Source organism: Cytobacillus firmus (assembly GCF_023657595.1).
Taxonomy (GTDB): domain Bacteria; phylum Bacillota; class Bacilli; order Bacillales; family Cytobacillaceae; genus Cytobacillus; species Cytobacillus firmus_B.
Window position 1 is genome coordinate 2808172 of the sequence record NZ_CP098323.1, and the last position, 24661, is coordinate 2832832.

At 39.9% G+C, this 24661-nt stretch carries 24 protein-coding genes and 2 pseudogenes; 5 read left to right on the forward strand and 21 right to left on the reverse strand.

The annotated features are described in order from the left end of the window. Positions 1-56: 56 nt before the first annotated feature. The 15 genes and pseudogenes from NAF01_RS14240 to NAF01_RS14310 form a co-directional block, all read right to left on the reverse strand. Positions 57-428, reverse strand: a complete 372-nt coding sequence (locus NAF01_RS14240) for a hypothetical protein (RefSeq protein WP_048008585.1) — start codon at positions 426-428, stop codon at positions 57-59. Positions 429-452: 24 nt separating this feature from the next. Continuing rightward, positions 453-968 (reverse strand): acyl-CoA thioesterase, encoded by a 516-nt coding sequence (locus NAF01_RS14245; RefSeq protein ID WP_163140467.1) that lies wholly within the window; start codon positions 966-968, stop codon positions 453-455. A gap of 221 nt (positions 969-1189) precedes the next feature. Continuing rightward, positions 1190-2092 carry a LysR family transcriptional regulator gene (locus tag NAF01_RS14250; protein ID WP_048008584.1) on the reverse strand — a complete coding sequence of 301 codons (903 nt, stop codon included), beginning with the start codon at positions 2090-2092 and terminating at the stop codon, positions 1190-1192. Between the two features lie 133 nt (positions 2093-2225). Then, positions 2226-2937: pseudogene (locus NAF01_RS25110) on the reverse strand (IS110 family transposase); the annotation flags it as partial. Positions 2938-3222: 285 nt separating this feature from the next. Next, positions 3223-4479 (reverse strand): benzoate/H(+) symporter BenE family transporter, encoded by a 1257-nt coding sequence (locus NAF01_RS14260; protein WP_250800587.1) that lies wholly within the window; start codon positions 4477-4479, stop codon positions 3223-3225. Positions 4480-4530: 51 nt separating this feature from the next. Beyond that, positions 4531-5334, reverse strand: coding sequence for an enoyl-CoA hydratase/isomerase family protein (locus tag NAF01_RS14265; RefSeq protein WP_048008582.1), 804 nt, complete (start codon positions 5332-5334; stop codon positions 4531-4533). Further along, a complete protein-coding gene (locus tag NAF01_RS14270; protein WP_250800589.1) occupies positions 5334-6890 on the reverse strand; it encodes a class I adenylate-forming enzyme family protein in 1557 nt (518 codons plus the stop codon). Before NAF01_RS14270 ends, NAF01_RS14265 begins: the two co-directional genes overlap by 1 nt. Further along, on the reverse strand, positions 6890-7396 hold the full coding sequence (locus tag NAF01_RS14275) for a (2Fe-2S)-binding protein (protein ID WP_250800591.1): 507 nt from the start codon (positions 7394-7396) through the stop codon (positions 6890-6892). Before NAF01_RS14275 ends, NAF01_RS14270 begins: the two co-directional genes overlap by 1 nt. 1 nt (position 7397) lies before the next feature. After that, on the reverse strand, positions 7398-8273 hold the full coding sequence (locus tag NAF01_RS14280; protein WP_250800592.1) for an FAD binding domain-containing protein: 876 nt from the start codon (positions 8271-8273) through the stop codon (positions 7398-7400). 16 nt (positions 8274-8289) lie between these two features. Further along, complete coding sequence (locus NAF01_RS14285; RefSeq protein WP_250800594.1) at positions 8290-8745, reverse strand: SRPBCC family protein; 456 nt, start codon at positions 8743-8745, stop codon at positions 8290-8292. A gap of 17 nt (positions 8746-8762) precedes the next feature. Next, positions 8763-11174, reverse strand: coding sequence for a xanthine dehydrogenase family protein molybdopterin-binding subunit (locus NAF01_RS14290; protein ID WP_250800596.1), 2412 nt, complete (start codon positions 11172-11174; stop codon positions 8763-8765). After that, positions 11158-11775 (reverse strand): nucleotidyltransferase family protein, encoded by a 618-nt coding sequence (locus tag NAF01_RS14295; RefSeq protein ID WP_250800599.1) that lies wholly within the window; start codon positions 11773-11775, stop codon positions 11158-11160. Before NAF01_RS14295 ends, NAF01_RS14290 begins: the two co-directional genes overlap by 17 nt. After that, positions 11776-12888, reverse strand: coding sequence for an XdhC family protein (locus NAF01_RS14300; RefSeq protein WP_250800600.1), 1113 nt, complete (start codon positions 12886-12888; stop codon positions 11776-11778). It abuts the gene before it with no gap. Between the two features lie 150 nt (positions 12889-13038). Beyond that, positions 13039-13788, reverse strand: coding sequence for a helix-turn-helix transcriptional regulator (locus NAF01_RS14305; RefSeq protein WP_222501604.1), 750 nt, complete (start codon positions 13786-13788; stop codon positions 13039-13041). Positions 13789-13859: 71 nt separating this feature from the next. Beyond that, positions 13860-15380: a class I adenylate-forming enzyme family protein gene (locus tag NAF01_RS14310; protein ID WP_250800602.1), complete on the reverse strand. Its 1521-nt coding sequence runs from the start codon at positions 15378-15380 to the stop codon at positions 13860-13862. A 400-nt stretch (positions 15381-15780) separates the two neighbouring features. On the opposite strand from NAF01_RS14310, the pseudogene NAF01_RS14315 reads away from it, so the two are divergent. After that, a pseudogene (locus tag NAF01_RS14315) lies at positions 15781-16326 on the forward strand (IS110 family transposase); the annotation flags it as partial. 471 nt (positions 16327-16797) lie between these two features. On the opposite strand, the gene NAF01_RS14320 reads toward NAF01_RS14315, so the two are convergent. Beyond that, positions 16798-17313: an SRPBCC domain-containing protein gene (locus NAF01_RS14320; protein WP_250800604.1), complete on the reverse strand. Its 516-nt coding sequence runs from the start codon at positions 17311-17313 to the stop codon at positions 16798-16800. A 76-nt stretch (positions 17314-17389) separates the two neighbouring features. Further along, positions 17390-17716 (reverse strand): ArsR/SmtB family transcription factor, encoded by a 327-nt coding sequence (locus NAF01_RS14325; RefSeq protein ID WP_250800606.1) that lies wholly within the window; start codon positions 17714-17716, stop codon positions 17390-17392. Positions 17717-18000: 284 nt separating this feature from the next. Between NAF01_RS14325 and NAF01_RS14330 the strand changes: the two genes are divergently transcribed. Together NAF01_RS14330 and NAF01_RS14335 are read left to right on the forward strand one after the other, a co-directional pair. After that, entirely contained in the window at positions 18001-18978 is a 978-nt protein-coding gene (locus tag NAF01_RS14330; protein ID WP_250802476.1) for an NAD(P)-dependent alcohol dehydrogenase, read from the forward strand. A 359-nt stretch (positions 18979-19337) separates the two neighbouring features. After that, a complete protein-coding gene (locus NAF01_RS14335; protein ID WP_250800609.1) occupies positions 19338-19961 on the forward strand; it encodes a LysE family translocator in 624 nt (207 codons plus the stop codon). A gap of 125 nt (positions 19962-20086) precedes the next feature. Here the strand turns inward: NAF01_RS14335 and NAF01_RS14340 are convergent, their stop codons facing one another. Then, positions 20087-20407 carry a hypothetical protein gene (locus NAF01_RS14340; RefSeq protein ID WP_248347772.1) on the reverse strand — a complete coding sequence of 107 codons (321 nt, stop codon included), beginning with the start codon at positions 20405-20407 and terminating at the stop codon, positions 20087-20089. A gap of 249 nt (positions 20408-20656) precedes the next feature. Between NAF01_RS14340 and NAF01_RS14345 the strand changes: the two genes are divergently transcribed. Further along, positions 20657-21004: a PadR family transcriptional regulator gene (locus NAF01_RS14345; protein WP_250800611.1), complete on the forward strand. Its 348-nt coding sequence runs from the start codon at positions 20657-20659 to the stop codon at positions 21002-21004. After that, a complete protein-coding gene (locus NAF01_RS14350) occupies positions 20991-21992 on the forward strand; it encodes an HAAS signaling domain-containing protein (protein WP_250800612.1) in 1002 nt (333 codons plus the stop codon). The genes NAF01_RS14345 and NAF01_RS14350 overlap by 14 nt, the downstream gene beginning before the upstream one ends. A gap of 39 nt (positions 21993-22031) precedes the next feature. Here the strand turns inward: NAF01_RS14350 and cyoE are convergent, their stop codons facing one another. From cyoE to NAF01_RS14365, 3 genes are all read right to left on the reverse strand, one after another. Further along, positions 22032-22949, reverse strand: coding sequence for a heme o synthase (gene cyoE / locus NAF01_RS14355; RefSeq protein ID WP_250800613.1), 918 nt, complete (start codon positions 22947-22949; stop codon positions 22032-22034). A gap of 230 nt (positions 22950-23179) precedes the next feature. Continuing rightward, a complete protein-coding gene (locus NAF01_RS14360; protein ID WP_250800614.1) occupies positions 23180-23920 on the reverse strand; it encodes a hypothetical protein in 741 nt (246 codons plus the stop codon). A gap of 191 nt (positions 23921-24111) precedes the next feature. Next, positions 24112-24555 carry a hypothetical protein gene (locus NAF01_RS14365; protein ID WP_250800615.1) on the reverse strand — a complete coding sequence of 148 codons (444 nt, stop codon included), beginning with the start codon at positions 24553-24555 and terminating at the stop codon, positions 24112-24114. Between the last annotated feature and the right edge of the window lie 106 nt (positions 24556-24661).

Consider the following 24661-nt stretch of genomic DNA (forward strand, 5'->3'; position numbering starts at 1 on the left):
GTATGAATTTAGTACGGTTCACATAAAAGTTCTAAGCGAAAGGTTCCCTTCCGCTATTAACGGACTATAGTTGGACCAACTAATGCTTCTGGTTTTTCCCCCAATGCCAACTTGCTAATATTAGCATAGCTAAGCTGTTTATACGTTTTGAGTAACTGTTGTAAATCAAGGAATTTTTTATCTGTTTTTAAATTTTCGATTTCCCGATAATAGACAGACAATACATAATCATCTTTTGACTTCGAATTGAATTTACCTGGGTCTTCATCCATAATTAATGCGCCCATATATTGATATCCAAACTGCAATTGACGAGTCAGTTTAATGATATTTATAAATTTTCTATAAATAGATGGTTTTGCGTCTTTTAATTTTCCGATAGCCATTTGCGCATTTTTCAATTGGTCGTAACTCGATGTTGTCAGCATAATATCTCTCCTTTTTGATTCGTATTAGTCCCATGGTTTATCCAGTGAAAGTTTGGACACAAGTTCTTTATTTTTTTGTCTTTTTAGCTTGCGAACTCTTTCACGTTCTTTTCCCGTTTCATAGAGAAATTTTTCTTCATCTGTTTCTGGAATAACAGTTGGCACTTCTATCGGTCTTTTATCTTGATCTAGAGGTACAAAAGTTAAGAATGCAGTAGCTGCGATTCTGCGGTTTCCAGTTTCAAGATTTTCGGCAATTACTTTGCAGAAAATCTCCATTGACTTTTTACCTGTGTAGCTGACAAATGATTCTATACAGACCGAATCACTTTGTCGAATCGGTTCGAGGAAATTAACTGAATCGGTCGATGCAGTAACACATTCCTTTACCCGTGAATGCCTGCGAGCGGAAAGCGTCGCACAAGCATCCATCTTCTTCATTAGAACTCCACCAAATAATGTATGATAGTTGTTCAAATCATTAATGAGTACTTGATCCGTTTGAACAACACGCGTTTCTTTAACTTTTTTAGCTTCCATGAATGACTACCACCCTATATAAATTACATTGAAGCGTTCGCCTCATTTGCATTAGCTTTTTCACAAGGACAATTATAATATGACTATTGTGGAAAGATACAATGCCAATCCCATATACAATTCATAACAAAACAGTATGTAAGCGCTCTTTAGCCTATACAATTAAAAAAACCTCCCCTCTTAAACAAGGGGAAGCCTTCTAATTTTTGACTTATTCTAGATTATGAATCATGGTTATGATTAGCTGTCGACAGCTTTACTTTGGCAAATCGGATAAATTCTTTCGCAACCTGTGATAAGTATGCATCTTTTTTCCAGATCATCGCTAGATTCCATTCGATTGTCGGATTGGTTACGGTTATAGTCCGAAAATCACTAGCTAGTTCTAAACATGTATTCTCAGGCAGCAATGTAATACCTATATTGTAAGCAACTAATTCTTGAATAAAATCTAATTGTGATGTTTCCGAAATAATTATCGGTTGAAAACCAGCTTCTCTGCAAGCAGTAGTGACAAGGTTTCTTAACTCAAAATCCCGGTTGAACATAATAAAGCTCTCTTCTTTAAGTTCTTCCAATGACACTTCCTGCTTCCCGGCAAGACGATGAGACGCGGGTACAACTAGTTTCAATTCCTCATTAACAAACATATAATAGTCGAAATCATCAATTTTATCTGGAAGAACGACAACCCCAAAATCTAGCAAGCCATTGATAACCTTCTCTTCAATCGGCTTAGATCCATGCTCCTCCAATTGAAATGTAACCTCTGGATATTTTTCATGAAACGAAGCAATCAGCTGTGAGAAGAAAATGGAATTGGTAATCGCAGGGAGCCCAATACGGACATGGCTCTTTTTTAGCATGAACATCTTACCAAGTTCCGCATCCAATAGCTGCAACTGCTTTTCAATTATTAATGCATGTTTTTTTAGAATAAATCCTGCATCTGTTAATATCAGCTTTTTTCTTGTACGAATAAATAGCTGTGTACCAAGTTCAACCTCTAATGATTTGATAATTCTACTGAGGGCAGGCTGCGTAATGAACAGATTTTCAGCTGCATTAGTGAAATTGCCAGTACGTGTAACTTCAATAAAACACTCCAAATGTTTAATTTCCAATTTTATCAAACACCTTATATACTTTTTTAAAGATAATTTATTTTACCACAGTTTTTACTTTGGCAACCTCGCTTGTGATTAATCAAAAAATCAAATCAATATTTTTTAAAAAGCCTCATTTACTTATGGTATGGTTCTCCATGATTAATATTAAACTAGTCAAAGCCCTTAACTTCTTACGGCCTCTTTCGTAATTTCCTTCAGGCTCAAGCCGGCCAGCTAAAAGATTTGACGGGAGTGAGTGTAGTCCACTTTGGACACCCGCTTCCGCAAAGAAACCAGCGACAGTATCTCTTCCAACACCTTGACAGTTAACATTTGAGCTACACCCGGGATTTCATCAAGCAGGGAATCTTCTTGTACGATCAATTCTTCGAATTCCGTCTGGATCTAATCATATTTACACAGAAAAGTTTTCAGCTTCATTTTTGCCATCTCAGAGCCTTGGCGGATTCCGATGAGCTGACTCGCTGCTTGCTTAACTCCAAATCTTATTGGCACCTACACTTCACTTTGCGGTTTTTCTTAAATGGATAAGTAAATCTGCTATTTCATGTGGTAATGCATAAAGCTGTAAGAATTGTAATGCAGCCTTGCCCTCCCACTTCTTAAAGACCTTCAAGAATTCCGGAAAATTCCGGTCCATCCAGTTGTGCATCTGTCCCTGAACCGTTTTTAGGTCCTCTGTTAAAAGATCGCCAATTTTCTTTGCCACACGGAGTTCAGCATAAACACCTTGCGGTTGTAGGTTCGGCGTATCTTCCGCCCTTGACCAGTTGGGCAAGGCCCTTGGCACCTTTTACATCATTCTTAGTTGGAGAATTATCATCCAGCTTCTTGCTTTTCAAGTTAGAGGTACTCGCCCTAAATAGGAAATGAGCACTTTTTTAATTCATATTATCGTTTTGAAGTAGTCTTCCATATTTCATCGGATACTTCCTCAAAAGCTCTCACTCTGTAAAAGCTGCCATCCTATGTGCATTTTTTCTGTGCTATTTGCACAGCTTACAATCTAGCCACAAAAAGAAACCCGGTTCCTCCTCATGAAGGAATCGGGTTTCTCCAATCGAATTATTTATCTTTGTTGCATTCCCTTGCGTGGGAAATAGTGCCTTTAAAGTAATTAAGGATTACACCGCGCTCTCAAATTTCTCTTTTCCTTCATCCGCTTTAGTTTTAGATTTAAAGTTATCAAAATCCCCTTTTTCAATGATTAACGAAACGATAACTCCACCAATAAGAGCCCAGAAAGGGGAACTTATACTAAAGAAAGAGACTCCAGACATCGCAATAACTAATGAGAAAAATGCACCAATTTGAAATTTCCTCTCAGAAAAGGATGCTTGAAGGGAACTTACCAGTACTCCGATCATCGCTAGTCCCGCAACAGTTGAAATCAACGCACCTGGTAAGGCAGTCACAAATGGAACAGCTAAACCTGCAATTAAGCCAAAGCCTCCAAATATTACTGCATTTACAATAACAGAGGCATAGCGCCCTTCCTTATTTTCTCCAGATTCTCTAGATGAACAGATCGCTGTCATCGGTCCTGCAATATTAGCATTATGTCCGCCGAATAGAGATGTAACTATCCCGCCTATTCCGCTCCAGATCGTCATTGAATTAATAGGGGGTTTATATCCCTCTGCCATCAAGACGCCTATGGCTTGAGCATTCTCCGCCCCAATCACCAATAGGGTCAAGGGTATTGAAACTGATATGATGGATTCAAAACTGTATGTCGGCAGTAATACTTGCGGCAGTGTAAATCCTGCTTCCATACTGGACGATTGAAACTCTCCCATTATCGCTGCCAAAATTCCACCAGCGACAAAGGACATTAAAATAGGAGGCACTTTTTTTATATAACGTGAAGAAAATAAATAAACCAAAATGGCTGTCCCCACTATTAGAGGTGTCCCTTCAAGAGATGTAATCATTCCAGTGCCAAATTTGATCATTGCCCCTACTATCATCGCCATAACAATCGGTACTGGGATCCATTTCATTATTTTCCCTATGAGCCCTGAAATCCCCAGAATAAATACGAGAATACCGGAAACTAAATAGGCTCCTGAAATTTCACTAAGGGAGTAATGCTGCAGGGCACCTGCGACTAAAACAGCCCCTGGAATGGACCAGGCTCCCGCAATAGGCTGACGATACTTTAATGCCAAATAAACCCCGATCAAGCTTCCGAAAAAATAAACTGCAAACAGCCAAGAAATAGTCTGCTCAATTGATAATCCGCCATCAGCAGCACCGCCAATGATAATTAAAGCTGGTCCGGTACATCCAAAAATCGCCGCAAGTGTTCCAGCACTAAAGGTGTTAATATTTAAATACCTGGGCAGCATTCTCAAACTTTCACCCATTGAGTATTTCATATATTCCCTCCATTTCCCTATTCAACATTCCCATTTATCTAGTAAAAAGGATTATATTCCTTTGAAACTGGGTTTCACCTTATTTCCAAACGACTGTACACCTTCATTAAAATCTTCAGTAGATCGCAGCATTCCATATGCAAATCCTTCAATCTCCATCCCGACACTTAAAGGCGCATCCTGGGAACTATTTATGACCTTTTTTAACACTTTTAATGTCATTGGTGATAGTCTGACAAGATCTTTAACCAATTTATTTACCTCCACTTCTAAATTCTCCTGACTTGTCACAGTTGTTAACAAGCCCCATTGATGTGCTTCGTGTGCTGGTATCCGTCTTCCCCTCATGATCATATCCTTTGCACGGCCGACTCCGGCAATTTTTGCAATCCGCTGTGACCCGCCGCTGCCAGGAATCATGCCAAGATTGATCTCGGGTAATGCCAACTGCGTGGTTTCTGATGCCACTCGAAAATCACATGCCATTGCGATTTCAAGACCTACCCCAAATGTATACCCCTGCAATTGGGCAATAACTGGTTTGGGAGAACGTTCTGGCGCAGCAACATTTACATGCAATTCTGAAAGTACAGATGGATGCTGCTCCATGAATTCTGCAATATTCCCGCCCGAACTGAAGGCTTTTTCACCCGCTCCCTTTATCACAATCACCCTTACATCCTCATCATTATTTAATTCAGTGAAAATTTGATTAAGATGTGAGCGTGCAATAAAACTTAGCGTGTTCATTTTTTCTGGCCGATCTAATGTAATAGTGGCTGTCTTTGCTTCAATGTTCTTGTCTACTAAAATATGATCCCATTGATAAGTACCTTTGTTATTAATTGTTGTCATTAACCTACACTCTCCTCTTTTTGTATAATGGATGAATAATTTTCTTTTAATTTTCTCCTTAATATCTTCCCGACAGGGCTTTTAGGTATCTCTTTTATAAAACAGTAATCCCTGGGCCGCTTAAAGTTTGCCAGGCTGCCGGATTCCCTGCAATAGTTATCCAGCTCTGCAGTTGAAATAGTTGGGCTTTTACTGACTATAAATGCGACAACCTTCTCTCCAAAACGCTCATCAGGTAAACCGACAACTGCAGCCTCTAATACTTCCGGATGTGAAGACAATACATCTTCAACCTCAAGAGGGTGAATGTTTTCTCCACCAGAAATGATCATGTCATCCACGCGGCCAACAACATAAAGATCGCCATCTTCATCCAGAACACCCATATCTCCTGTGAAATACCAGCCGTTTCTGATCGATTTGATGTTTGCATCAGGTCGTTTCCAATAGCCCTTAAATGCTTCTAATGAGTCAATATTTACAATAATTTCTCCTGGAGTTCCATGCGGTACAATATCAGCAGGTCCTGAACTTCCTTCAGGGTCAGGTTCAACTATTTTTAGCTGCTGATGGAAACCTGCTTTGCCCGCACAGCCTGGCTTTTTATCTAAATAGTTGCAAATGCTGAAAGTATATACCTCTGTACTGCCATAGTGATTTACGAAAACATCAGGCTTTAATTTCCTAAAGCAGTCTTCTGTTAACTCCGTTGTCATGGATGCTCCAGCGTATCCTATTTTCCGAACATTCCGTAAATTATACCTATTAAAATCTTTATGATTTAACAGATCATGAATAATGGTAGGAACTAAATAAACGCAGCTAATCTTTTCATCTTCCATTACTTTTAACATTTTCATTGTATTATTATCAGGAATCATGACCATTTTCCCATTGATAAATGCCATGGATAATAGCGAGCGCATCCCCATCGTGTGATAGAGCGGCATGACACCCAGAGTGCTTTCATGGAGTACATATTGGTTTTGAATAATGTGTGCGATAGCCGCGCTATATTCATTCTTGTGGCTTCTGGGAACACCCTTTGGTTTCCCTGTAGTTCCTGAAGTGTATAACATTAAGCAAATATCATCCAAATCAATATTGGGGCGATGGAATGCCTCTTGATCATGATTAATAAGCTCTTCATAGGTTATATCTGCACCTTCCGCACCTAAAACGCTTATAAAATGAGGCTTACTTGCATATGTGCCATTTAATGCAGCATCCTGGCTGCTTGGCTCAAAAATGACCGCTTTAGCCTCAGCATTATTTACACAAAATGCCACTTCTTCTGTTGAAAGACGAAAATTTATTGGTGTAAAAATGGCACCGATTTTTTGAACAGCCCAATAAATTGCGACCATCTCTAAGCGGTTCTTCAGTATGATGACAACACGATCTCCTTTTTCGATCCCCAGCTTCTGCAATGAATAAGCAAGTTTATTAATTTCTACTTGAAATTCCTTATAGGATAACCGTCTATCATCCTGAACGATGGCTGTTTTATCAGGAAATCGATTCACTGCGAAATCAAACAGCGTTCCAAGATCCACTAATTGTCACCTTCTTTACATTTTTTTATCCCACATGCTCTTTCAATAGCTGCAATAATTCCTGTGTACCCAGTACAGCGGCAAAGATGGCCGGATAACATCTCTTTAATCTCTTGTTTTGTGGGTTCTTCACCACTATTCAGCATTTCTAATGAGGACATTAAAATTCCCGGTGTACAAAAGCCGCATTGAAGTCCATGGCACTCTGTAAATGACTGCTGCAAAACATGCTGTTCTCCATTCTTTGCTAAACCCTCGATTGTTTGAATGTCTGATCCATTTGCCTGAACTGCAAACATTAAACAGCTTCGTACGGCTGCACCATTATAAAGCACCGTGCAGGAACCGCAAACACCATGTTCACATCCAACATGTGTACCTGTAAGACCCAGATCTTCTCTTATAAAATCACTTAATAGTTTTCTAGGCTCAGCTTCTGCTTCCACCTCCCTTCCATTAATTGATAAAGAAACGTTCATTTTCTGTTCAATGGAGAGATTCGACATGTTACACCTCCTTTCCTAATGCACGGTTATATGCTTTTATCAATGCTTTTCTTGTTAGAACTTTAGCCATATGGACTCTATATTCTTTTGAAGCATGTAAATCTTCATCCGGATCAGCATCCTTCACAGCCAGCTCCACAGCTCTTTCAATTGTTTCCTCTGTTATACTTTTTCCAGCCAAATATTCCATAGCTTCTTCTGCTAAAAGGGGAATTGCATCCACCCCTCCTAAGACAAGTCTCACTTTATCTACTTTTCCAATTTCATCAACTGATAAAATGCAAGCAACAGCTGCTAAGGCAAAGTCACCATGTCTCCTGCTAAATTCCTCAAAGGCATACCCAGTATGTTCAGATAAGGGAACATGAATTTCAGTTAATATTTCCTCCGGCATCACCTCTGTTGTTAAATAGGTAATAAAAAAGTCATTTATACTTATTTTCCTGGTCCCATCTATACTTTGGATAACGATTTCAGCATCCAGTGCTAAAAAGCAAAGGGGCAGCTCTGCGCTTGGATCTGCATGGGCAACACTTCCCCCAACAGTTCCTCTATTTCTCGTTTGGACATGACCAATATATGGAGTGGCTTCCGAGAGTATAGGAACATGGATTTTAATGGCATCTGACTGTTCAAGTTCCCTTTGCTTTGTAAGAGCACCAATTTTCAGAACCCCTTCTTCTACCCTGACTCCGTTTAACTCATTGATTTGGTTAATGTCAATGAGACACTCCGGTTCGGACATCCTCATATTTAAGATGGGAATAAAACTTTGCCCGCCAGCAATGATTTTCCCTGTATCTCCATATTCTTCTAATAGTTTCACTGCTTCCTCTATAGTTGAAGGGCTGCAGTAAGTAAATGTTGCTGGTTTCATACAAGCGTCCTCCTTCCTAGTCAGCAATATTTACTTTATCCAGCTCTCTTTTTATCTTTTTAAAAAAGTCTTTAATAATCAGTTTAGCTACTCCACCTAACATACGCTGGCCAATTGAAGCGACTTTTCCACCTACAGCAGCCTCATAAGTGTACCTAAGCTCTGTATTTTCATCGTCCACCGAAACCAAATGAATGGCTGCTTCGGCATCTACAAACCCTGGTGCCCCTTCACCATGAACAATTAACTTATAGGAATGAGGAGGCTCCAGGTCCGTAAGACGAATGGTTGCATCATATTTCCCTTTAACTGCAGCGACCCCAACAGATAAGTCCGCCACATACATATTGGTTTCTTGTTTATATAGTTCTTTGCATCCCATAATGCAGTTTTTTAATACTTCCGGATCTAATAAACTCGAGAATACTTTATCTAGATTTCCGTTAAGCTGAATATTTCCTTCACCATTCATGACAATTCCTCCTTAAGTTAGATTTGTATCGTTTTCTTATTATGAATTTTTGACCAAATCCGATCTGGAGATAAAGGAAGTTGATCAATTGATATATTAAATGGTTTTAACGCATCCGTAACCGCATTTGCGATGACAACCGGAGCACTCATTGTATTTCCTTCTCCTAACCCTTTAGCTCCAAGAGGGGTTAGGGGGGAAGGTGTTTCAATATGCTTTATGGTCACATTTGGGATTTCTGTAGCCGTAGGACATAAGTAGTCCATAAAACTTCCAGTCAGAAACTGCCCCCTTTCGTCATAGGCAAGTTCTTCATAAAGTGCGGCTCCTAGTCCATGAGCTAACCCCCCCATTATTTGACCTTCCACAATATTTGGATTTAATAGTCTCCCAGCGTCATGGATCGTGGTATAGTCAAGAATCTTCACTTCACCGGTATCAATGTCCACTTCCACTTGAACAGCGTCAAAAACAAATCCATAGGTGACGGATCCATTAACAAGATCCAATTCATTTGGGGACTCCGCTGCAGACAATGTATAAAATGCAGATTCATGGATACCTGGTTCAATACCAGCGGGAAGACCTTGCGGATTCCAATGTGCCAAACCTACTAATCTCTTAATGGAGATACTCTTAGAAGGATTTTTTTCTGCAAATACCCTCCCTTCTGCCATGACCAATTCGTCCACTGTTGTATCTAATTGGCTTTTGGCGATTTCTAACAGTTTCAATCTTACTTTTTGCGCTGCTTGATAAACGGCACTTGACCCTATAGGGGCAAACCTGCTGGAGTAACTGCCTGATGCTACTGACCACGGGCTTGTTAACGTATCCAATTCAGCAATGACCCGGATAGAAGCAGGATCAACACCTAGAACGTCCGCAACGATTTGGGAAGTAACTGTTTCATGGCCTTGCCCAGATGGTACCGTACTGATCCGGACTGTGATTCCACCCATTGGATCTATCGATACCGTTGCACCTTCAGAACAGCCTGATTTCGGCAATGATTTTGCTCTCTCTTCCGGCGTCAAAGCAATGGTCACATAACCCATATTCGAACCGGATGGCTCAACGATGCAAGCAAACCCTAACCCCAGATATTTCCCTTGTTTCCAGGCTGCTTTTTGTTTCTCTTTAAAGCTATCGTAATCAATCGATTCAAGCGCAAGGTGCAATGCTTTATGATAATCCCCGCTATCGTATATCCCGCCTGAAGCTGTATGATAGGGAAATTCTTCTCTCGTAATTAAATTTTTCTTTATGACTTCAATCACATCCAGATCCAATTCAGCTGAAATGATCTGCATCATTCTTTCCAGCGGAAAATAGTGCTGGGGACCGCCATAGCCTCTTATGAGCCCCGTGGGACTTTTATTCGTAACGACTGCAATCGCTTCCATTTTGACGTTTTGAATTCGATAGGCTCCAGTTGAATTTGAGTGTGTTCTATATAAACAAGCAGGCTCGGGTGCACGTATATATCCGCCAACACTATCCGCATATTTCATTTTCAAACCAAGAATGGTTCCATCTTTTTTTACCGCTGCATCAATCCACGTTACACGATCTGTACCACTGGAACTTGCCATGAGGTGTTCTTGTCTGTCTTCCGTCCATTTAACGGGTACACCCAAAATTCTTGACACTACTCCCATTAAGACCATGTATGGAAATACACCTGATTTGATCCCGTAGCTTCCGCCAATATCCTTTGGCGTAATAATCCTCAGTCTGTTGCTCGGCACCTTTAGTGCAGCAGTCATGACGGAATGAAGTGTGAAAGGTCCATGAAAGTTTGACCAAATGGTATAAGCACCTTCACTTTTTGTATAATTCGCGATTACTCCATAATTTTCCACAGGAGTTGCGCTAACCTTTGGAAAAGTGAACTTTTTACTTATAATATAATCGGCACTTTTAAATGAATCCTCGACATTGCCGTATTGGAATACACGATGATTAACTATATTCGTACCTGCTTCTTCATGAAGAACGGCTGACTCAGACGAAAGAGCATCTTCAATTTGGACCACAGGATTCAGCGGTTCGTACTCGACTTTTATCTTTGCGAGAGCATCTTCTGCAATATAACGATCTTTAGCCACAACAACTGCAACAGCTTCTCCCACAAACCGGACCTTATCTACTGCAATGGGGTAGTATTTTATTGGTGCCTTTACGCCGACTGGAAAAGGATTGGTTAAAGCTTTTACATGTTCTCCAACAACTACTCCAATTACACCTGGTGTTTTTGCCGCTTCTTCTGAAAAAATCGCTTTAATACGGGCATGTGCATGGGGGCTTCTAAGAATCGCAGCATTGTGGATATTTGGCAATGGCGAAAGATCATCAATGAATGTTCCTTCTCCGGACAATAACCTGGCATCCTCTATTCGTTTCACAGGCTTACCTACATAGGTCAATTTCATTCCTCCTTTTTAATAGTCTCCTATAATCTTTAATAGTATCGATGTCCTCCGGAGCTTCTTCATCCTCATAATAAATGTGCGCCTTTTCTTTATTAGCACTAATAAGTAATTTTGCTCCCTGATCTCCCTTTAGGTTCAAGAGTTCCTTGAAATACATTTCGCCAAATAAAATGGGGTGCCTGATTTTCCCTCTATATGAAGTAATAATTAAGGGATTTTTTGATATGAGATACTTTTTAATTACTTCGTTCATTACTTCTACTTTTATCTCGGGCTGATCAGCTAATGTTATCAACAAAGCTTCACACGCAGGAGACAAGCTTTCAATTGCTGCAGCTAGGGAACTGCTAATTCCAAGTTTCGGACAAGGATTCCATACAATGGATACTGGCAAATCACGGATTTCATTTTCCAATTCAGGAAAATCCCTATTCAATACAACCAACGTTTTACTGGCCATGTTAGCCGAAATCTTTTTGACGGTATATCTAAGGATTGTTGTTTCTTCTTCAAGCTTTTTAAGTAACTTATGAGTTCCTTTCATCCTGGTAGAATGACCAGCCGCTAAGACAATGTTCCAGATTTCCATCTTCATCTATTGAACCAATTCTTTTAATCTTTCATTTGAAGCAGGATTTGAAGGATGAATTGAATCCTTTTTCCATTTAAGCGATTGGCTGCTTGTTTTATTTTTGTGGCCCATAATTTCTGCTGCGATACTCAGTGCTATTTCCTCAGGTGTCTCAGAGCCTATATCAAGACCTATAGGTGAATATATCTTTTCAGCAGCTTTTGCAGGTATCATGAACCCTTGTGCTTGAAGATCCTTTTTAAGATTATTGAACCTTCTCTTCGGACCTAATAGGCCTATATAGCTAAGATTCAGCTGGAGCAATCCCTTCAAATAAACAAGGTCTTGTTCATAATGGTGAGTCATGATGATTGCATAAGAATTTTCACTCGCATTTAAATCTTCCGGAAACTCTCCCGGGGGCACTAAGTTCAATTCATCTGCGTAAGGAAAGTTGTCCTTATTTAAATATCCTGGACGATGATCCACTAATGTTATTCTCCAATGTAAAAGCTTTAATTGATCTATTAACGATGATGCATCTGGTCCTGCTCCGAAAATGATGATATGAGGCGTAGGTGTAACCGTTTCCAAAAATAAAGTTACGGTTTCCTTTTTTCCATCCACCTCCATTGAATAATTTTCCAGAATCCCGCTTGACATAATCTTAAATAAGGGCAACTCAATATTTTCCAGAATAGTTCCTGGAAGAAGGGCATTCTGATTACTTGATTTAATGACTGTACAGACTGGATATGGCTCCTTACTTAGAGATTGCTGTTTTAACACTTTGAATTGCTTTACAGCTGATTCTCTATTATTTACAGGATCTATAAGCGAAAGCAAAACTGTTATGACGCCATTACACCCAACACCTAACCCCCATGGCACATTATCATCATTCCTTAGGTCATAAATAATCTGTTTTGGTTCACCTGTCTCAAATACATCCCTTGCATGTTCAAGCAAGTCTTGCTCAATGCACCCACCGCTAAGTACACCATAGGCAGTTCCATCTGAGCAAATGAGGCTTTTTGCCCCAACTTGGCGATAGGAAGAACCCTTTTTATCAATGATAGTTGCTAGGATTGCTTTTTCATTATTTCGAATGCATCTCTTAAGTTCACTTATAATCAAAGCTCCTTCGCTCCTTTGAATGTGTTAATTGAATTATAAAAAGATTCATAATTTTAAGGTTTTAATATATTTGCAATTGAACTTTTAAAATATTATTAAAAAAGGATAAATCCCGAAATGGGACTTATCCTTATATTAATTATCCATTATTTAATTTATAAAAAGACTTCTATATTCAGATGGTGTACAGCGTTCGCTTTTTTTAAAGGTCGTTGCAAAATACCCAGAGCTAGTAAAGCCTATTTGATGGGCGATTACCTCAATAGGTAAAGAGGTCATTTTGAGCAATGACTTCGATTGCTCAATTCTATATGCAGTTAAATACTCGATAAAGGTTACACCCATTTCTTCCTTGAATAAACGGCTAAAATGGGAAGGGCTTAAATAGACTGAATCCGCAACCTGATTTAGTGTAATAGGGTTTTTAAAATGACTCTGAATATATTGAATAGATGATTCTATTGGATGGGCAAGATCGACATTTGCGGTATCTTCCCGCTTTCCAATAAAACGGTTTGTCTCCGTCGATAGACTATGGACAATTATTCGCTCAAAAGCCTGTTTGATTTCACTTCTTGATACAGGTTTTAGCAAAAATGCTGAAAATCCTAGATTAATAGCACTTTGGACATATTCAAATATTTTTAGCTGAGTATAGATTATTACAGAAATTTCCGGATCCCACCGCTTTGCTTCTTTTCCCAGTTCGAAACCATTGTTGCCCGGCAAGGAGATCTCAACTATGAGGATGGAAGGCTTTAGCTGTTTAAGCAATAACAGTCCTTTTTCATACGTTTCTGCTTCATGTACAGAAAAATAATGATATTCACTGGAAGCGATAAACTCACGAAGGAAATAACGGCTTTCGTATTCATCATCTACAATTAGCATATTGGGCATTTCAAGCCTCCTGCCTATTTCATGTTTAAAATATTGCTTTTATGATAAAATTTTGAAAGTCCTCTCTATCTTTAATAATTCGACTTTATTTTTTTACGCATTATTTTTCCTACAGCCGTTTTTGGAAAGGATGCTTGAAAGATATATTTTCTCGGCCGTTTATAGTTTGATAATTTAGGGTGTCTTTTGCAAAATAAATCCAATTCATCAACGGTCAAAGATGGATCACTTGGCACGATAAATGCAACCACCACTTGTCCCCAGCGTTCATCATCTTCCCCAACCACAACAGCTTCCTGAACCTTCTCATGTTCTAAAAGTATAGATTCGACCTCTATAGGATATATATTATCTCCAGCGTGAAGAATCATTTCATCCAGGCGTCCTACCACAAACATATCTCCATCTTCATCTTTGTATCCTAAATCCCCTGTGTAAAACCAATTTTGAATCACACTTCTTTTCGTATGATCCGGTTTATTCCAATACCCTTTAAACGATTCAGGGGAGCCGATATGAACAATAATTTCACCTATTTCTCCATCCTTAACGGTGTCAGCAGGTGTCTTGGATCGGCTGATATCAGGTTCTATAATCCTTAAATTTTGATGGATGCCTGGCTTCCCAACACATCCAGGCTTTTCCGAGATATGATCACAATAGGAATAGGTGTAAATTTCTGTACTGCCATAGTGGTTAATAAAATACTTGGGACGGAAAACTTCCATACATAAGCCAATTAATTTGCTTGTCATAGGAGCTCCTGCATACACAATAGTACGCAATTCATTAAAATTCGATTTATTCGCTTCAGGCAATGTTGCCATATCATGATACATATTAGGGAGCAGATATAGACTATTTATATTTTCTTGTTCTATTAATTGAATAGCCTCATAAGAGTCGAAATCCCGAAGAATGATGAAGGTACCATTTAACAGCACCATACTAAGCAGGGAGCGCAATCCCATTGTGTGATACAGGGGTACTACCCCTAATGTGGAATCATGCCACTCATAATGACATTGGAAGATATGGGCAAAAGCAGCTGCATATTCATTTTGATGTGAACGTGGAACACCCTTTGGATTACCTGTTGTACCAGAGGTATATAAGATGACGGCTAAATCATTTTCATTGATTTGATTGGGATTAAAGTCGTAAGATTCTTGTTTTTTTAGTTCCTCATAATTAATATCCCCGCCATTTCCATCTATATTTATAAATACTGGCCGTTCCATGAACCTTTTTTTGTTAATTAAATACTCAGTCGAAACATCGTAGATAACAAATTTCGACTCTAAATCACTTAAACAATAATGAACGATTTCTTGGGATTGTCTAACATTTATTCCTGCAAATATAGCACCAAGTTTTTGAATGGCCCAGAATATAACCACTGTTTCAAAACGGTTTTTCAAAAGCACAGCTATTCGGTCATTTTTATTAACACCGAGTCTATGTAAGGAAGAGGCTACACTGTTAACCTCTAAACCCAGCTGCCGGTATGTATACCTTCTATCCCCGTCTATAATGGCAACCTTTTGAGGATGTCTTTCAATAGAATATTCAAATACTGTTCGAAGATCCAAAGAGATTCCTCCTTTAAAGTGCTTAACTACATAAAAATTCGCTAAAATGTGGGGAAACCCTTCTTACAAAGCAATATAGAAATATACACGAGTTATAAAGAAGCAAATATTATCTAAACAATACTTCCACAACTTATATCTATTAATAGATTTAGTGACACTATTTGAAGATTGAATATTCTATAAGAAGAACTAATGAAGACAGAGATAAATATTTAAATCAATAGGTTAGTACGAATAGATGGATTATCGAGGGTGTTCATAATCATCACTGGGCAGGCAAAAGTTATAAGAAATGCTAACTTAATTATATTTTTTGATATACCGTATTCTATACGGATATTTCACGATTATTAAAAGGTACGTGCGACAACTTTTAGGAGTAGAATCAGGTAATTATGAAAAAGCTATTCAACTCAAAGCTGCCGCAAACCGAAATCCGTTTGAAAAGACTTTGTATCAGCGTCATATTTTGAGTCTTGGTATGTATATAACCATCATTCTTCAATACAAAGAGCACCTATCCAAGTTAGAGTCAGAGATAGATGCCCTCGCAAAAGAAGTTGAAGAATATAATATTATCAAATCTATCTTAGATATCTGAGAAAAGATCTCTGCAACGATTATTTCAGAAATTGGGGAAATAGAGTAAGTTTACAGCCACCCAAAACCGAATCACGAAAAGAAGATCTAGCAGGCTTTGTCACGCCTAATATATTGCTGTTCGTTGTGCGATTCGTGACTGTCGTAAGAGCAAAACAAGCGATGAGATTATTCCTCGAAATAAGAAATTACGAGAGTTCTATGATAAAAAAAGTGAAGAAGGAAAACCTTTTAAAGTAGCTGTTATTGCTTGTGTAAATAAGCTCTTACATTGGATATTTGCCATTTTAAAAACAAAACAACTTTCCAAGATATAGCTTGGAACCAAAATAAAAGAAAATAGTACAAAACCTAGCAAAAATATATAATTATCAATGCAGATGGCGTTTACTTCAGTTTTCGAGAAAAAGTATTTATATCCAGAGGACGCCTCATAAATAGAAACGATGCCAAATCAAATCTGATCTTAGATAAATAGCGTGCTGCATTTCGCGCTAGTCTTTATCGTTTTCAACACCTAAAGGTTATAAAAAATAATTCTAAACAAGCCCTTGTCTTTAGTTTTCAAATAGATCATATATTGACTTCATCAAGACTCAATCTCGAATTGCCAATTGTTCCTCCCTCCTAAATAGTCAAGACGATTTTTTTACTCACCCTTTAGTGAATAAAAAAAATCCACATCAAAAGGGAACTTTGATTATCGGTTGCACCTACAAGCGTAATTCATAAATAAGCGTTAATCCTTCTAGGATCAACGCCATTTTTAATTTATAAATTTGCAGCCACTCTTGCCTCTGTATGTTAAATTTGGTTATTTGATTTCGTTCAAATGTTCTTCCAGACGATTCCAAGTATCTGTAATACCCTGCAGCATACCCATTTCCATTACGGACTGGAGCGCTTCTGCAGATACATATTCTCCACGGTTAATTAATTTGGTTTTTCCGTCCACATCCACAAATTCCAGAGTCACTTCAGTAGAGGGCATATCCTCATTAATAGTCCCTTCAGCATCGGAAAAATAGTCAGTATAGCTGATCCTCTCCGGCTCGCTAATCTCCTTGTATATCCCCTTGCCCCAGGATTCCATGCCATAGAATTGGCCCTGATTCCGATCGACACACTTCATGCAATAATGCCATACTCCACCAGGTCTGAAGTCAACGCTGCAAACCGGGAGCTCCCAGCCTCTCGGGCCCCACCAGTGTTTCAGGTGTTCCGGCTCTTTAAACATTCTAAAGACAAGCTCTCGCGGTGCATCGAATACGCGTTCCAATACCAGCACCCGTTCATCTTCAACTCTTGAAAGCATTGCATTATTTGACATTATTACTCCTCCATTAGAAGCTGTATTTGAAAAACCGTCTGCAACTCTAGGGACAGACCTTGCCTGAGCTTATTTATCAATTCAAAGGTTTTTTGCCCTGCAATACGTTAAGGTAATCATCCAGCCTATCCATCCTGTCTTCCCATAATCGGCGATAGGAATCAAGCCACCTATCCAGTTCCTGAAACGGTTCAGGCCTGATTTTATAAATACGGCGGTTGGCGATCGGCTGAACTTCGACGAGGCCTGCGTCACAAAGAACGCGAAGATGCTTGGAAGTTTGAGGCTGGTTCAACTCAAGTTTTTTTGCGATATCCCCCACCGGAAGCGCTCCTTCCAGCAGCAGGTCAATGATATCCAGGCGGTTGGGCTCAGCCAGTGCACTGAAAATTTGCCCGTTCATGTTGTATCATCTCCCAGCGTGATTTTGTTGACTTTCTCCATTTCTATTGTATATCCCACCCCCGATTCCTTAATTTTAACTTTCCATGATTATAATATACACTGTCAGGAATATTCCTGTAAAGGAATATTTTAAATATTTTAAAAAACGGACTTTATTAACCTATACAGTCCTTCATCTTCAGCAAAAGAAGGATTATAGTCTTGAATATTTTGTCCCGGAATAGAATTAAAAGATATACTTTTAAAATTATGCGTTACCTGGAAAATTAGGAGGGATTTTTTCTGAAAGCAATTGTGTATCAAAAATACGGATCGCCAGATAATCTTAGATTGACAGATTTAGATAAACCAATGCCCAGGGATCAAGAGGTACTCGTCAAGGTTCACGCAGCATCTGTGAATTATGGGAATCTTGTTCTTTTAAAAGGAAAACCATACCTGGCACGCTTTGCCTACGGGCTTCTCAAACCAAAACACACGGTACCAGGAGGTGACATCGCTGGTCAGGTGGAAGCAGTCGGCAGAGGCGTCACACAGTTCCAGCCAGGCGATAATGTGTACGGAGACCTTTCAGGCTGCGGCTGGGGCGGTTTTGCTGAATATGTATCTGTCCCTGAAAAGGCCCTGGCCATAAAACCAGCCAATCTTACCTTCAAGGAGGCAGCCGCAGTTCCTATGGCGGGAGTCACAGCACTTCAGGCATTAAGGAACAAAGGAAACATTCAAGCAGGACAAAACGTCTTGATTTATGGGGCGTCAGGGGGTGTGGGTACTTTCGCCGTACAAATCGCCAAATCATTCGGTGCTGAGGTTACCGGTATATGCAGTACAAGAAACTTAGACATTTTGCGGACTCTTGGAGCAGATCATGCCATCGATTATAAAAAAGAGGATTTCGCCAAAAGGACAGAGAAGTATGATTTGATTCTGGCTGTTAACGGATATCAGCCCATTTCAGCTTATAAGCGGGCTTTAAAATCAAATGGAACTTATGTACTTTCCGGAGGTTCAGGAGCACAATTCACACAGGCGATGGTCATGGGGCCCTGGATTTCATTCACAGGGAATAAGAAAATGAGCAGCATGCTGCAGAGGCAAAATCAGGAAGACCTGATTTACATGAGCGAACTTATTGAAGCCGGAAAAGTAAAGCCGGTCATTGATCGATCATTTAAATTAAGTGAAGTGGACAAAGCTTTTAGATATTTTGAAGAAGGTCACGCTCAAGGAAAAGTAATTATTACGATTACAGAAGATTAATAGCGGTTAAGATTCATTGTGTGTTCAGTGCAGGGGAGAAGAAGAATCCCTTTACCCTCTTCTCCCCCTTATAAAAAATTGTAAGGCTATGAACATTCTGAAAGCAGTATTATCAATAAAAATTAAACGGACATGTTTGTCATAAATCAGTGTCTTAACAATTATATTCTCTATTTCATGCTTCCTTCCTCTTTCTCACTGTTAAGAACACTATAAAACATTACGTTAGGTTCAAGTTTTTTCTGTCGGGACCAGCCCTTTAATTTTTTAAATTTTTTGAACAAAATAGTTTTACCATGTGTTAAATTATATTTAAATATGTTCATCCTCTTTTATCACATGGGCAAGGAGTGAAAAAAATGAATGATTTCTTTACGTTTTTAATTCTTTCTTTGTTTGTGGTCATGAGTCCAGGGATTGATACTGCCCTTATAACAAAGAGGACGATTTCAGACGGAAGGACAGATGGCTATAAAATGGGGCTGGGCATTACAGCAGGTTCTTTAGTGCATACCTTTTCGGCTGCTTTTGGCCTATCAGCCATTTTAATGCAGTCTGCTGCAGCATTTGAAGTCATTAAATATGCCGGGGCGGTTTATTTGATTTACCTTGGGTTATCTTCATTCATCTCTTTGAAAAAGAAGAAGAATTCTGATATAGAAACTGAAGTAAAAACCGATATAAAAAAGTCTGCCTTTAAACAGGGACTCCTTTCTAACGTGCTCAATCCAAAAGTTGCGATGTTTTTCTTAACCTTTCTGCCGCAATTTGTGAAGGCAGGCGAAAACGCACAGCAGCAGCTGATCATTATGGGAATTATATACACACTGCTAAGCATATCCTGGTTTTTCCTATACGTATTCTTCATCAATTACCTGCGGGATTGGCTCATGTCCCCAAAGGTTCAAAGAGTTATGGATAAAGCTACAGGTGTTGTGTTAATCGGTTTCGGATTAAAGCTGGCAATGGATAAACAGCATTAAATTACAAAAAAAACATTGGATAACCCAATGTTTTTTTACTCTCATGCTGATGCACTCCAGCAAAAAAGAAAGCGGACCACATGCAGATTACAGGGTAACCTGATGATCACAATTTCCTCTTCAATTTAGCAAGGAGTTGTCAATGGAGAAAGAGCAGCAATGCTTCGGCAATCAATGATAAATTCTCTTTCTGCTGGAACAGGTGCCACTGCCGGCTGCTGGGAGAAGGTAAAGATTGCGCAGCACGTCCCTTCTTTAAACCGGACAAAAGAAAAGGCAGTGGGCTGAAGGGTTTGACCAGGATCTAAAGCTAAAAATTCCGCAGTACCTTTCAGCAAAATCAAAAACTCCTGCCCTTCTCTCGCATTCCTTAAAATGCTGCAGGCACATCCCTCACAAGCTGAAGGAAGAAGTTCACACCACCAGCATTTTCCTAAAGTAAACATACTATCACCTCCTTAATAACTATCATATTTCTAAATATTCATTTGGACAGACCATTGTCCCGATGTTTAAAAAATGAAGACTTAGCCCACCTGGATTACAAAAGGAAGTGGCTGCACTGCACATCTGCTTATCAAAACAGTGCCAAAAAAAGTACAATAAGCAGTAGATTATTATCACATTCATACTGTATGATACATAGTATAAACCATATAGTGTATGACATATAGTATATGGAGCGAGGTGATTGAATGAGCACGCTGCTGAATTCGTTAACAACTGAACTGCGCAGAGGGACATTGACGCTGGCTGTGCTGAGCCAGCTTCGGACACCGCAGTATGGGTATTCACTGGTTCAGCTATTGGAGGACTCCGGCATCAATATTGATCAGAGCACATTATATCCATTGCTGCGGCGTCTGGAAAAACAGGAGCTTGTCACGAGCAGCTGGGATCATACGGAAAGCCGGCCGCGCAAGTATTATGTTTTAAGCGAAATGGGTCTGGAAACATTTCTGCAGCTGAAACAAGAATGGATTAAGAATTCCAAACAGCTTTTCGGGCTGTTAAAGGGGGATGAGGAAGATGAATTTAATTGAAATATATATACAGGAAGTGACCCGGAGGCTGCCTGAAAAGAGCCGTGCGGATATCGCACTCGAGCTTCAGTCAACAATCGGGGATATGCTTCCGGATGATTACAATGAGGAAGATGTGAAGGATGTCCTCAGCAAATTGGGCAGTCCCGCAGCCCTGGCGGCCGGATACCGGGATCAGCCGATGCACCTGATAGGACCGCGCTATTTCGATGTATATGTATCACTGTTAAAAATGATCCTGCCGATTGCCGCAGCGATTTCATTGATTTCACTTGCTGCCGAGTTTATTTTTAATTTTAGCCGCGACGTTACCATCATCAATGCCATACTCGATTTAATGGGCTACGGAATTTGGAGACTCATGGAAGTGGCCGTCCAGGTATTTTTCTGGCTGACGATTGTATTCGCCGTAATTGAAAGGATGGATAAAGGAAAAGAGCAGCATCCTTTATCACCCAGCTTAAAACCGTGGACTCCGGAGGATTTGAAAAGCATTACGTATATTCCGAAGAAAAAAGCCATTTCCAAGTTCGAGGTGTTCGGAAGCTTAATGTGGACTGCCATTTGGGCAACCCTTTACTTTTATGCCGACCGGCTGATGGGTGTCTATAGAGGCGGAGGTGAAGGACTGGAATTTAAGATTCCCGCGGTTAACCAGGATGTGCTGCTCGGATATTGGCCTATTGTGGTAGTCATCATAGCGCTTGAAGCGGGACTCGCTCTCTACAAACTCATCATTGGCCAATGGACGAAAAGAATGGCGATCTTCAACACCATCCTTGAACTGTTTGCCACCATCGTATTCATCTTCATTCTGCTGAACCCAAATTTGCTCCAGGCAGAATTTATTGCATACATGACCGATTTATTTGCAATATCAGCCGCCCAATTGAAGAGCTGGCTGCTCAGCAGCATCATCATTATTTTCATCATTTATGCAGGAATCAGTATTTATGATGGAATCCGCAAATCAAGAATCACCTCTTAAACAAGAACAGACACACTGATTGTCCAGTGTGTCTGTTTTTTACAAATTAAAAATAATCCCCATAATCGAATAAATAATCACCGTCGAAAAAAGAACTGTCATATGGACAAGCGAGAAGATGAACAGTGATTTTGCCCATTTTTCAGGATCCATCCGTTTATAGCCGTAGATACTGAGTGCCAGCCAGGCAATCCCGAGGAGTAAAGCTACGAGCATAAGGCCGGTGCTTAAGGAACCTAACAGAAAGCTGATCCCGATCAGAATAACTAAATAAACATTCGTCTGGATATATGTCCTTCTGACGCCTTTAACAACAGGCAGCATCGGCACATTCGCCGCTTTATATTCATCATGCTTCCTTATCGCAATCGCATAAAAGTGCGGCATTTGCCAGATGATGGTGATGATGAACAGCCCTAGGATGGCAGGGTGCGTGATATCCGGATGGATGGCAGCCCAGCCGATAAGAGGCGGCATCGCACCTGAAATGCTTCCGACCTCCGTGTTATAAATGGTTCTTCGTTTGCTCCACATCGTGTAAGGGACCACATAAAAAAACAGCCCCAAAAATCCAAGCAGCCCCGCTAACGGAGTCGTGAAGGTAAGAGCGAGAATTCCAAACACAGACATGAGGCTTGCAAGCCACAATACCTGCTTTGGCTTGATTTCCCCTGTAACAGTTGGTCGGCTTTGAGTCCGCTTCATGATCGAATCGATATCACGGTCATATAAATTATTAAAAGCCCCTGCTGCCCCCATTACAAGGCTCGAGCCTATAAAGGCCAGCAGAATTTCGGGCAGCTTCTCCAGAAGGCCGAAGTCATACGTATATAAGGCCAGTGTTAATCCTGCAAACATCGGGATTAGATTGGATTTAATAATCCCTGTTTTGACTGTCAGTGCGAGGATCTTTGATAAAGGCCGTCCCTGCGTCTTCAGGGTTTCTTCCTCTTTCATGATCAATTCTTCCCCTTTTAATTATTCTCTCTTTCTCTATACACCAATACTCATTATACACCTATTATAACAGGAGTTGATGCTCAATGATTTCTGAAAAATCCCAATGCTGATAAACTCTCTGCAAAAAGAAAAGAGAACCTTGCCTGCCGCTTAGTCCTCCCTGTTGATTCTAACATTATTTGCATGGTAATGGGGCTTATAATCGTGACATCTTTGTTTCATTTCAATCAGAAAATAATTCCCCCTGGACCTGAGCCAATTTCTTCACGTTTTACCTTCTGGATATAGGATTCCTTTTCAAAGGTATGGATGTACCGGTTTAATTTGTAATAGCCGATATCATTAATCGTATAAAAAATGATTACCGGTTTTCCATTTTTATAGAAAAAATGAGGATTTAGGATATCCGGAATTTCCTTCAGGTCATCCCACGGGTGAATAAAATTTAAGTAGTCTTCTATTCGCGGATTCCGCTCGTCTATATCTGAACGCATCTCTTCTCTGTAATCATCCGTATAAGGCAATATCCGATCCTGTCCCCATGAACAGCCATGCCATATCGCCCCAAATTCATAAAGCTCATGCAAAGCAATCGCCGCCTGCAGATAGGATAAAGGTGACCTGTCCCCATCGATCGCCTCCATAAAGTCATCCAATGCGAACTGAGGTTTAGGCGGACTGAGGAAAAAGTCATCCAACCGGCCGCAAAGATCAGGATCAGGAAGCTCCACTGCTGCTGGAATCGCCCACACCACCCCATTTCCGTTTCTGCCGCTGAAATATTGATAGCCTCTTAGCTTGTATTCTTTCATGATTTTTAATTGAGAGAATCCATGGATGATATCTTCAGGGTTCTCGGCTGAAATGCTCCAGCCTGCCGGAGGTTCATTTTGGTGTGCATCATCAGCAGAATTCACGATGATATTTGGCTTTGCAGCTGAGGCGGTAAATATAGTCAGGTTTTTCATGTATGATATCTCCCTCTGAGTTATGTCATCCTCTTCCTACATTAATTGTACGACGCTGCCCTGTTAAATTTTTAGTGGGGTGGGTTAGAAAAATGAAAACACCTGTCCTCTTAGTCCAATGCATGAGGTCAGGTGCCTGATTTGGATCCAATAGTGAAGATGAAGATAATGCGAAGTGTTCTTCTGGAGGATTACTGATTGTTCAGCTTATAAATCTGCCGGGAGTGCTCTGAAATCTTCTGATCATAATAAGCAAGATCATGCTTAGATGCCGCTGATTCTTTAAGATCAGCAATCTGTTCAATAGCCTGATCTGCTTTAGCATCAATAGCAGACAATTTTTCATTCATTTCATTCATTTTAACATTTGAGCTAGCGACACTATGAATCAATTGCTGGATAAGATCCTCATGCCGTTTTAGGTCCGCTGTCAGCCTCTTATCCATAGAGTTGACTTTTTGGTCCAGTGTGTCCAGCCTTTTATCCATCGAGCTGACCTTTTGGTCCAGTGCGTCCAGCCTTTTATCCATCGAGCTGACCTTTTGGTCCAGTGTATCCAGCCTTTTGTCCATGGAACCCACTTTATGATCTAATGATTCAAGCTTGTTCAGGATTAAATTCAGTACTTTTTCCACCTTTCTCACCTCCTTCTCTTATCATTATATCAGGAACTATGTCGAATTAGACAACATCAAAGAGATCTTAGCCTGGATAGTATCAGCTTATCAATCTACTGTATTA

Coding starts and splice junctions, on each gene's coding strand:
- NAF01_RS14335 (WP_250800609.1), top strand. CDS start 19,338: ATGAATGATTTCTTTACGTTTTTAATTCTTTCTTTGTTTGTGGTCATG.
- NAF01_RS14280 (WP_250800592.1), bottom strand. CDS start 8,273: ATGAAACCAGCAACATTTACTTACTGCAGCCCTTCAACTATAGAGGAA.
- NAF01_RS14265 (WP_048008582.1), bottom strand. CDS start 5,334: ATGACAACAATTAATAACAAAGGTACTTATCAATGGGATCATATTTTA.
- NAF01_RS14260 (WP_250800587.1), bottom strand. CDS start 4,479: ATGAAATACTCAATGGGTGAAAGTTTGAGAATGCTGCCCAGGTATTTA.
- cyoE (WP_250800613.1), bottom strand. CDS start 22,949: ATGAAAGAGGAAGAAACCCTGAAGACGCAGGGACGGCCTTTATCAAAG.
- NAF01_RS14285 (WP_250800594.1), bottom strand. CDS start 8,745: ATGAATGGTGAAGGAAATATTCAGCTTAACGGAAATCTAGATAAAGTA.
- NAF01_RS14340 (WP_248347772.1), bottom strand. CDS start 20,407: ATGTTTACTTTAGGAAAATGCTGGTGGTGTGAACTTCTTCCTTCAGCT.
- NAF01_RS14245 (WP_163140467.1), bottom strand. CDS start 968: ATGGAAGCTAAAAAAGTTAAAGAAACGCGTGTTGTTCAAACGGATCAA.
- NAF01_RS14325 (WP_250800606.1), bottom strand. CDS start 17,716: ATGAACGGGCAAATTTTCAGTGCACTGGCTGAGCCCAACCGCCTGGAT.
- NAF01_RS14345 (WP_250800611.1), top strand. CDS start 20,657: ATGAGCACGCTGCTGAATTCGTTAACAACTGAACTGCGCAGAGGGACA.
- NAF01_RS14360 (WP_250800614.1), bottom strand. CDS start 23,920: ATGAAAAACCTGACTATATTTACCGCCTCAGCTGCAAAGCCAAATATC.
- NAF01_RS14350 (WP_250800612.1), top strand. CDS start 20,991: ATGAATTTAATTGAAATATATATACAGGAAGTGACCCGGAGGCTGCCT.
- NAF01_RS14275 (WP_250800591.1), bottom strand. CDS start 7,396: ATGTCGAATCTCTCCATTGAACAGAAAATGAACGTTTCTTTATCAATT.
- NAF01_RS14305 (WP_222501604.1), bottom strand. CDS start 13,788: ATGCCCAATATGCTAATTGTAGATGATGAATACGAAAGCCGTTATTTC.
- NAF01_RS14295 (WP_250800599.1), bottom strand. CDS start 11,775: ATGAAGATGGAAATCTGGAACATTGTCTTAGCGGCTGGTCATTCTACC.
- NAF01_RS14240 (WP_048008585.1), bottom strand. CDS start 428: ATGCTGACAACATCGAGTTACGACCAATTGAAAAATGCGCAAATGGCT.
- NAF01_RS14320 (WP_250800604.1), bottom strand. CDS start 17,313: ATGTCAAATAATGCAATGCTTTCAAGAGTTGAAGATGAACGGGTGCTG.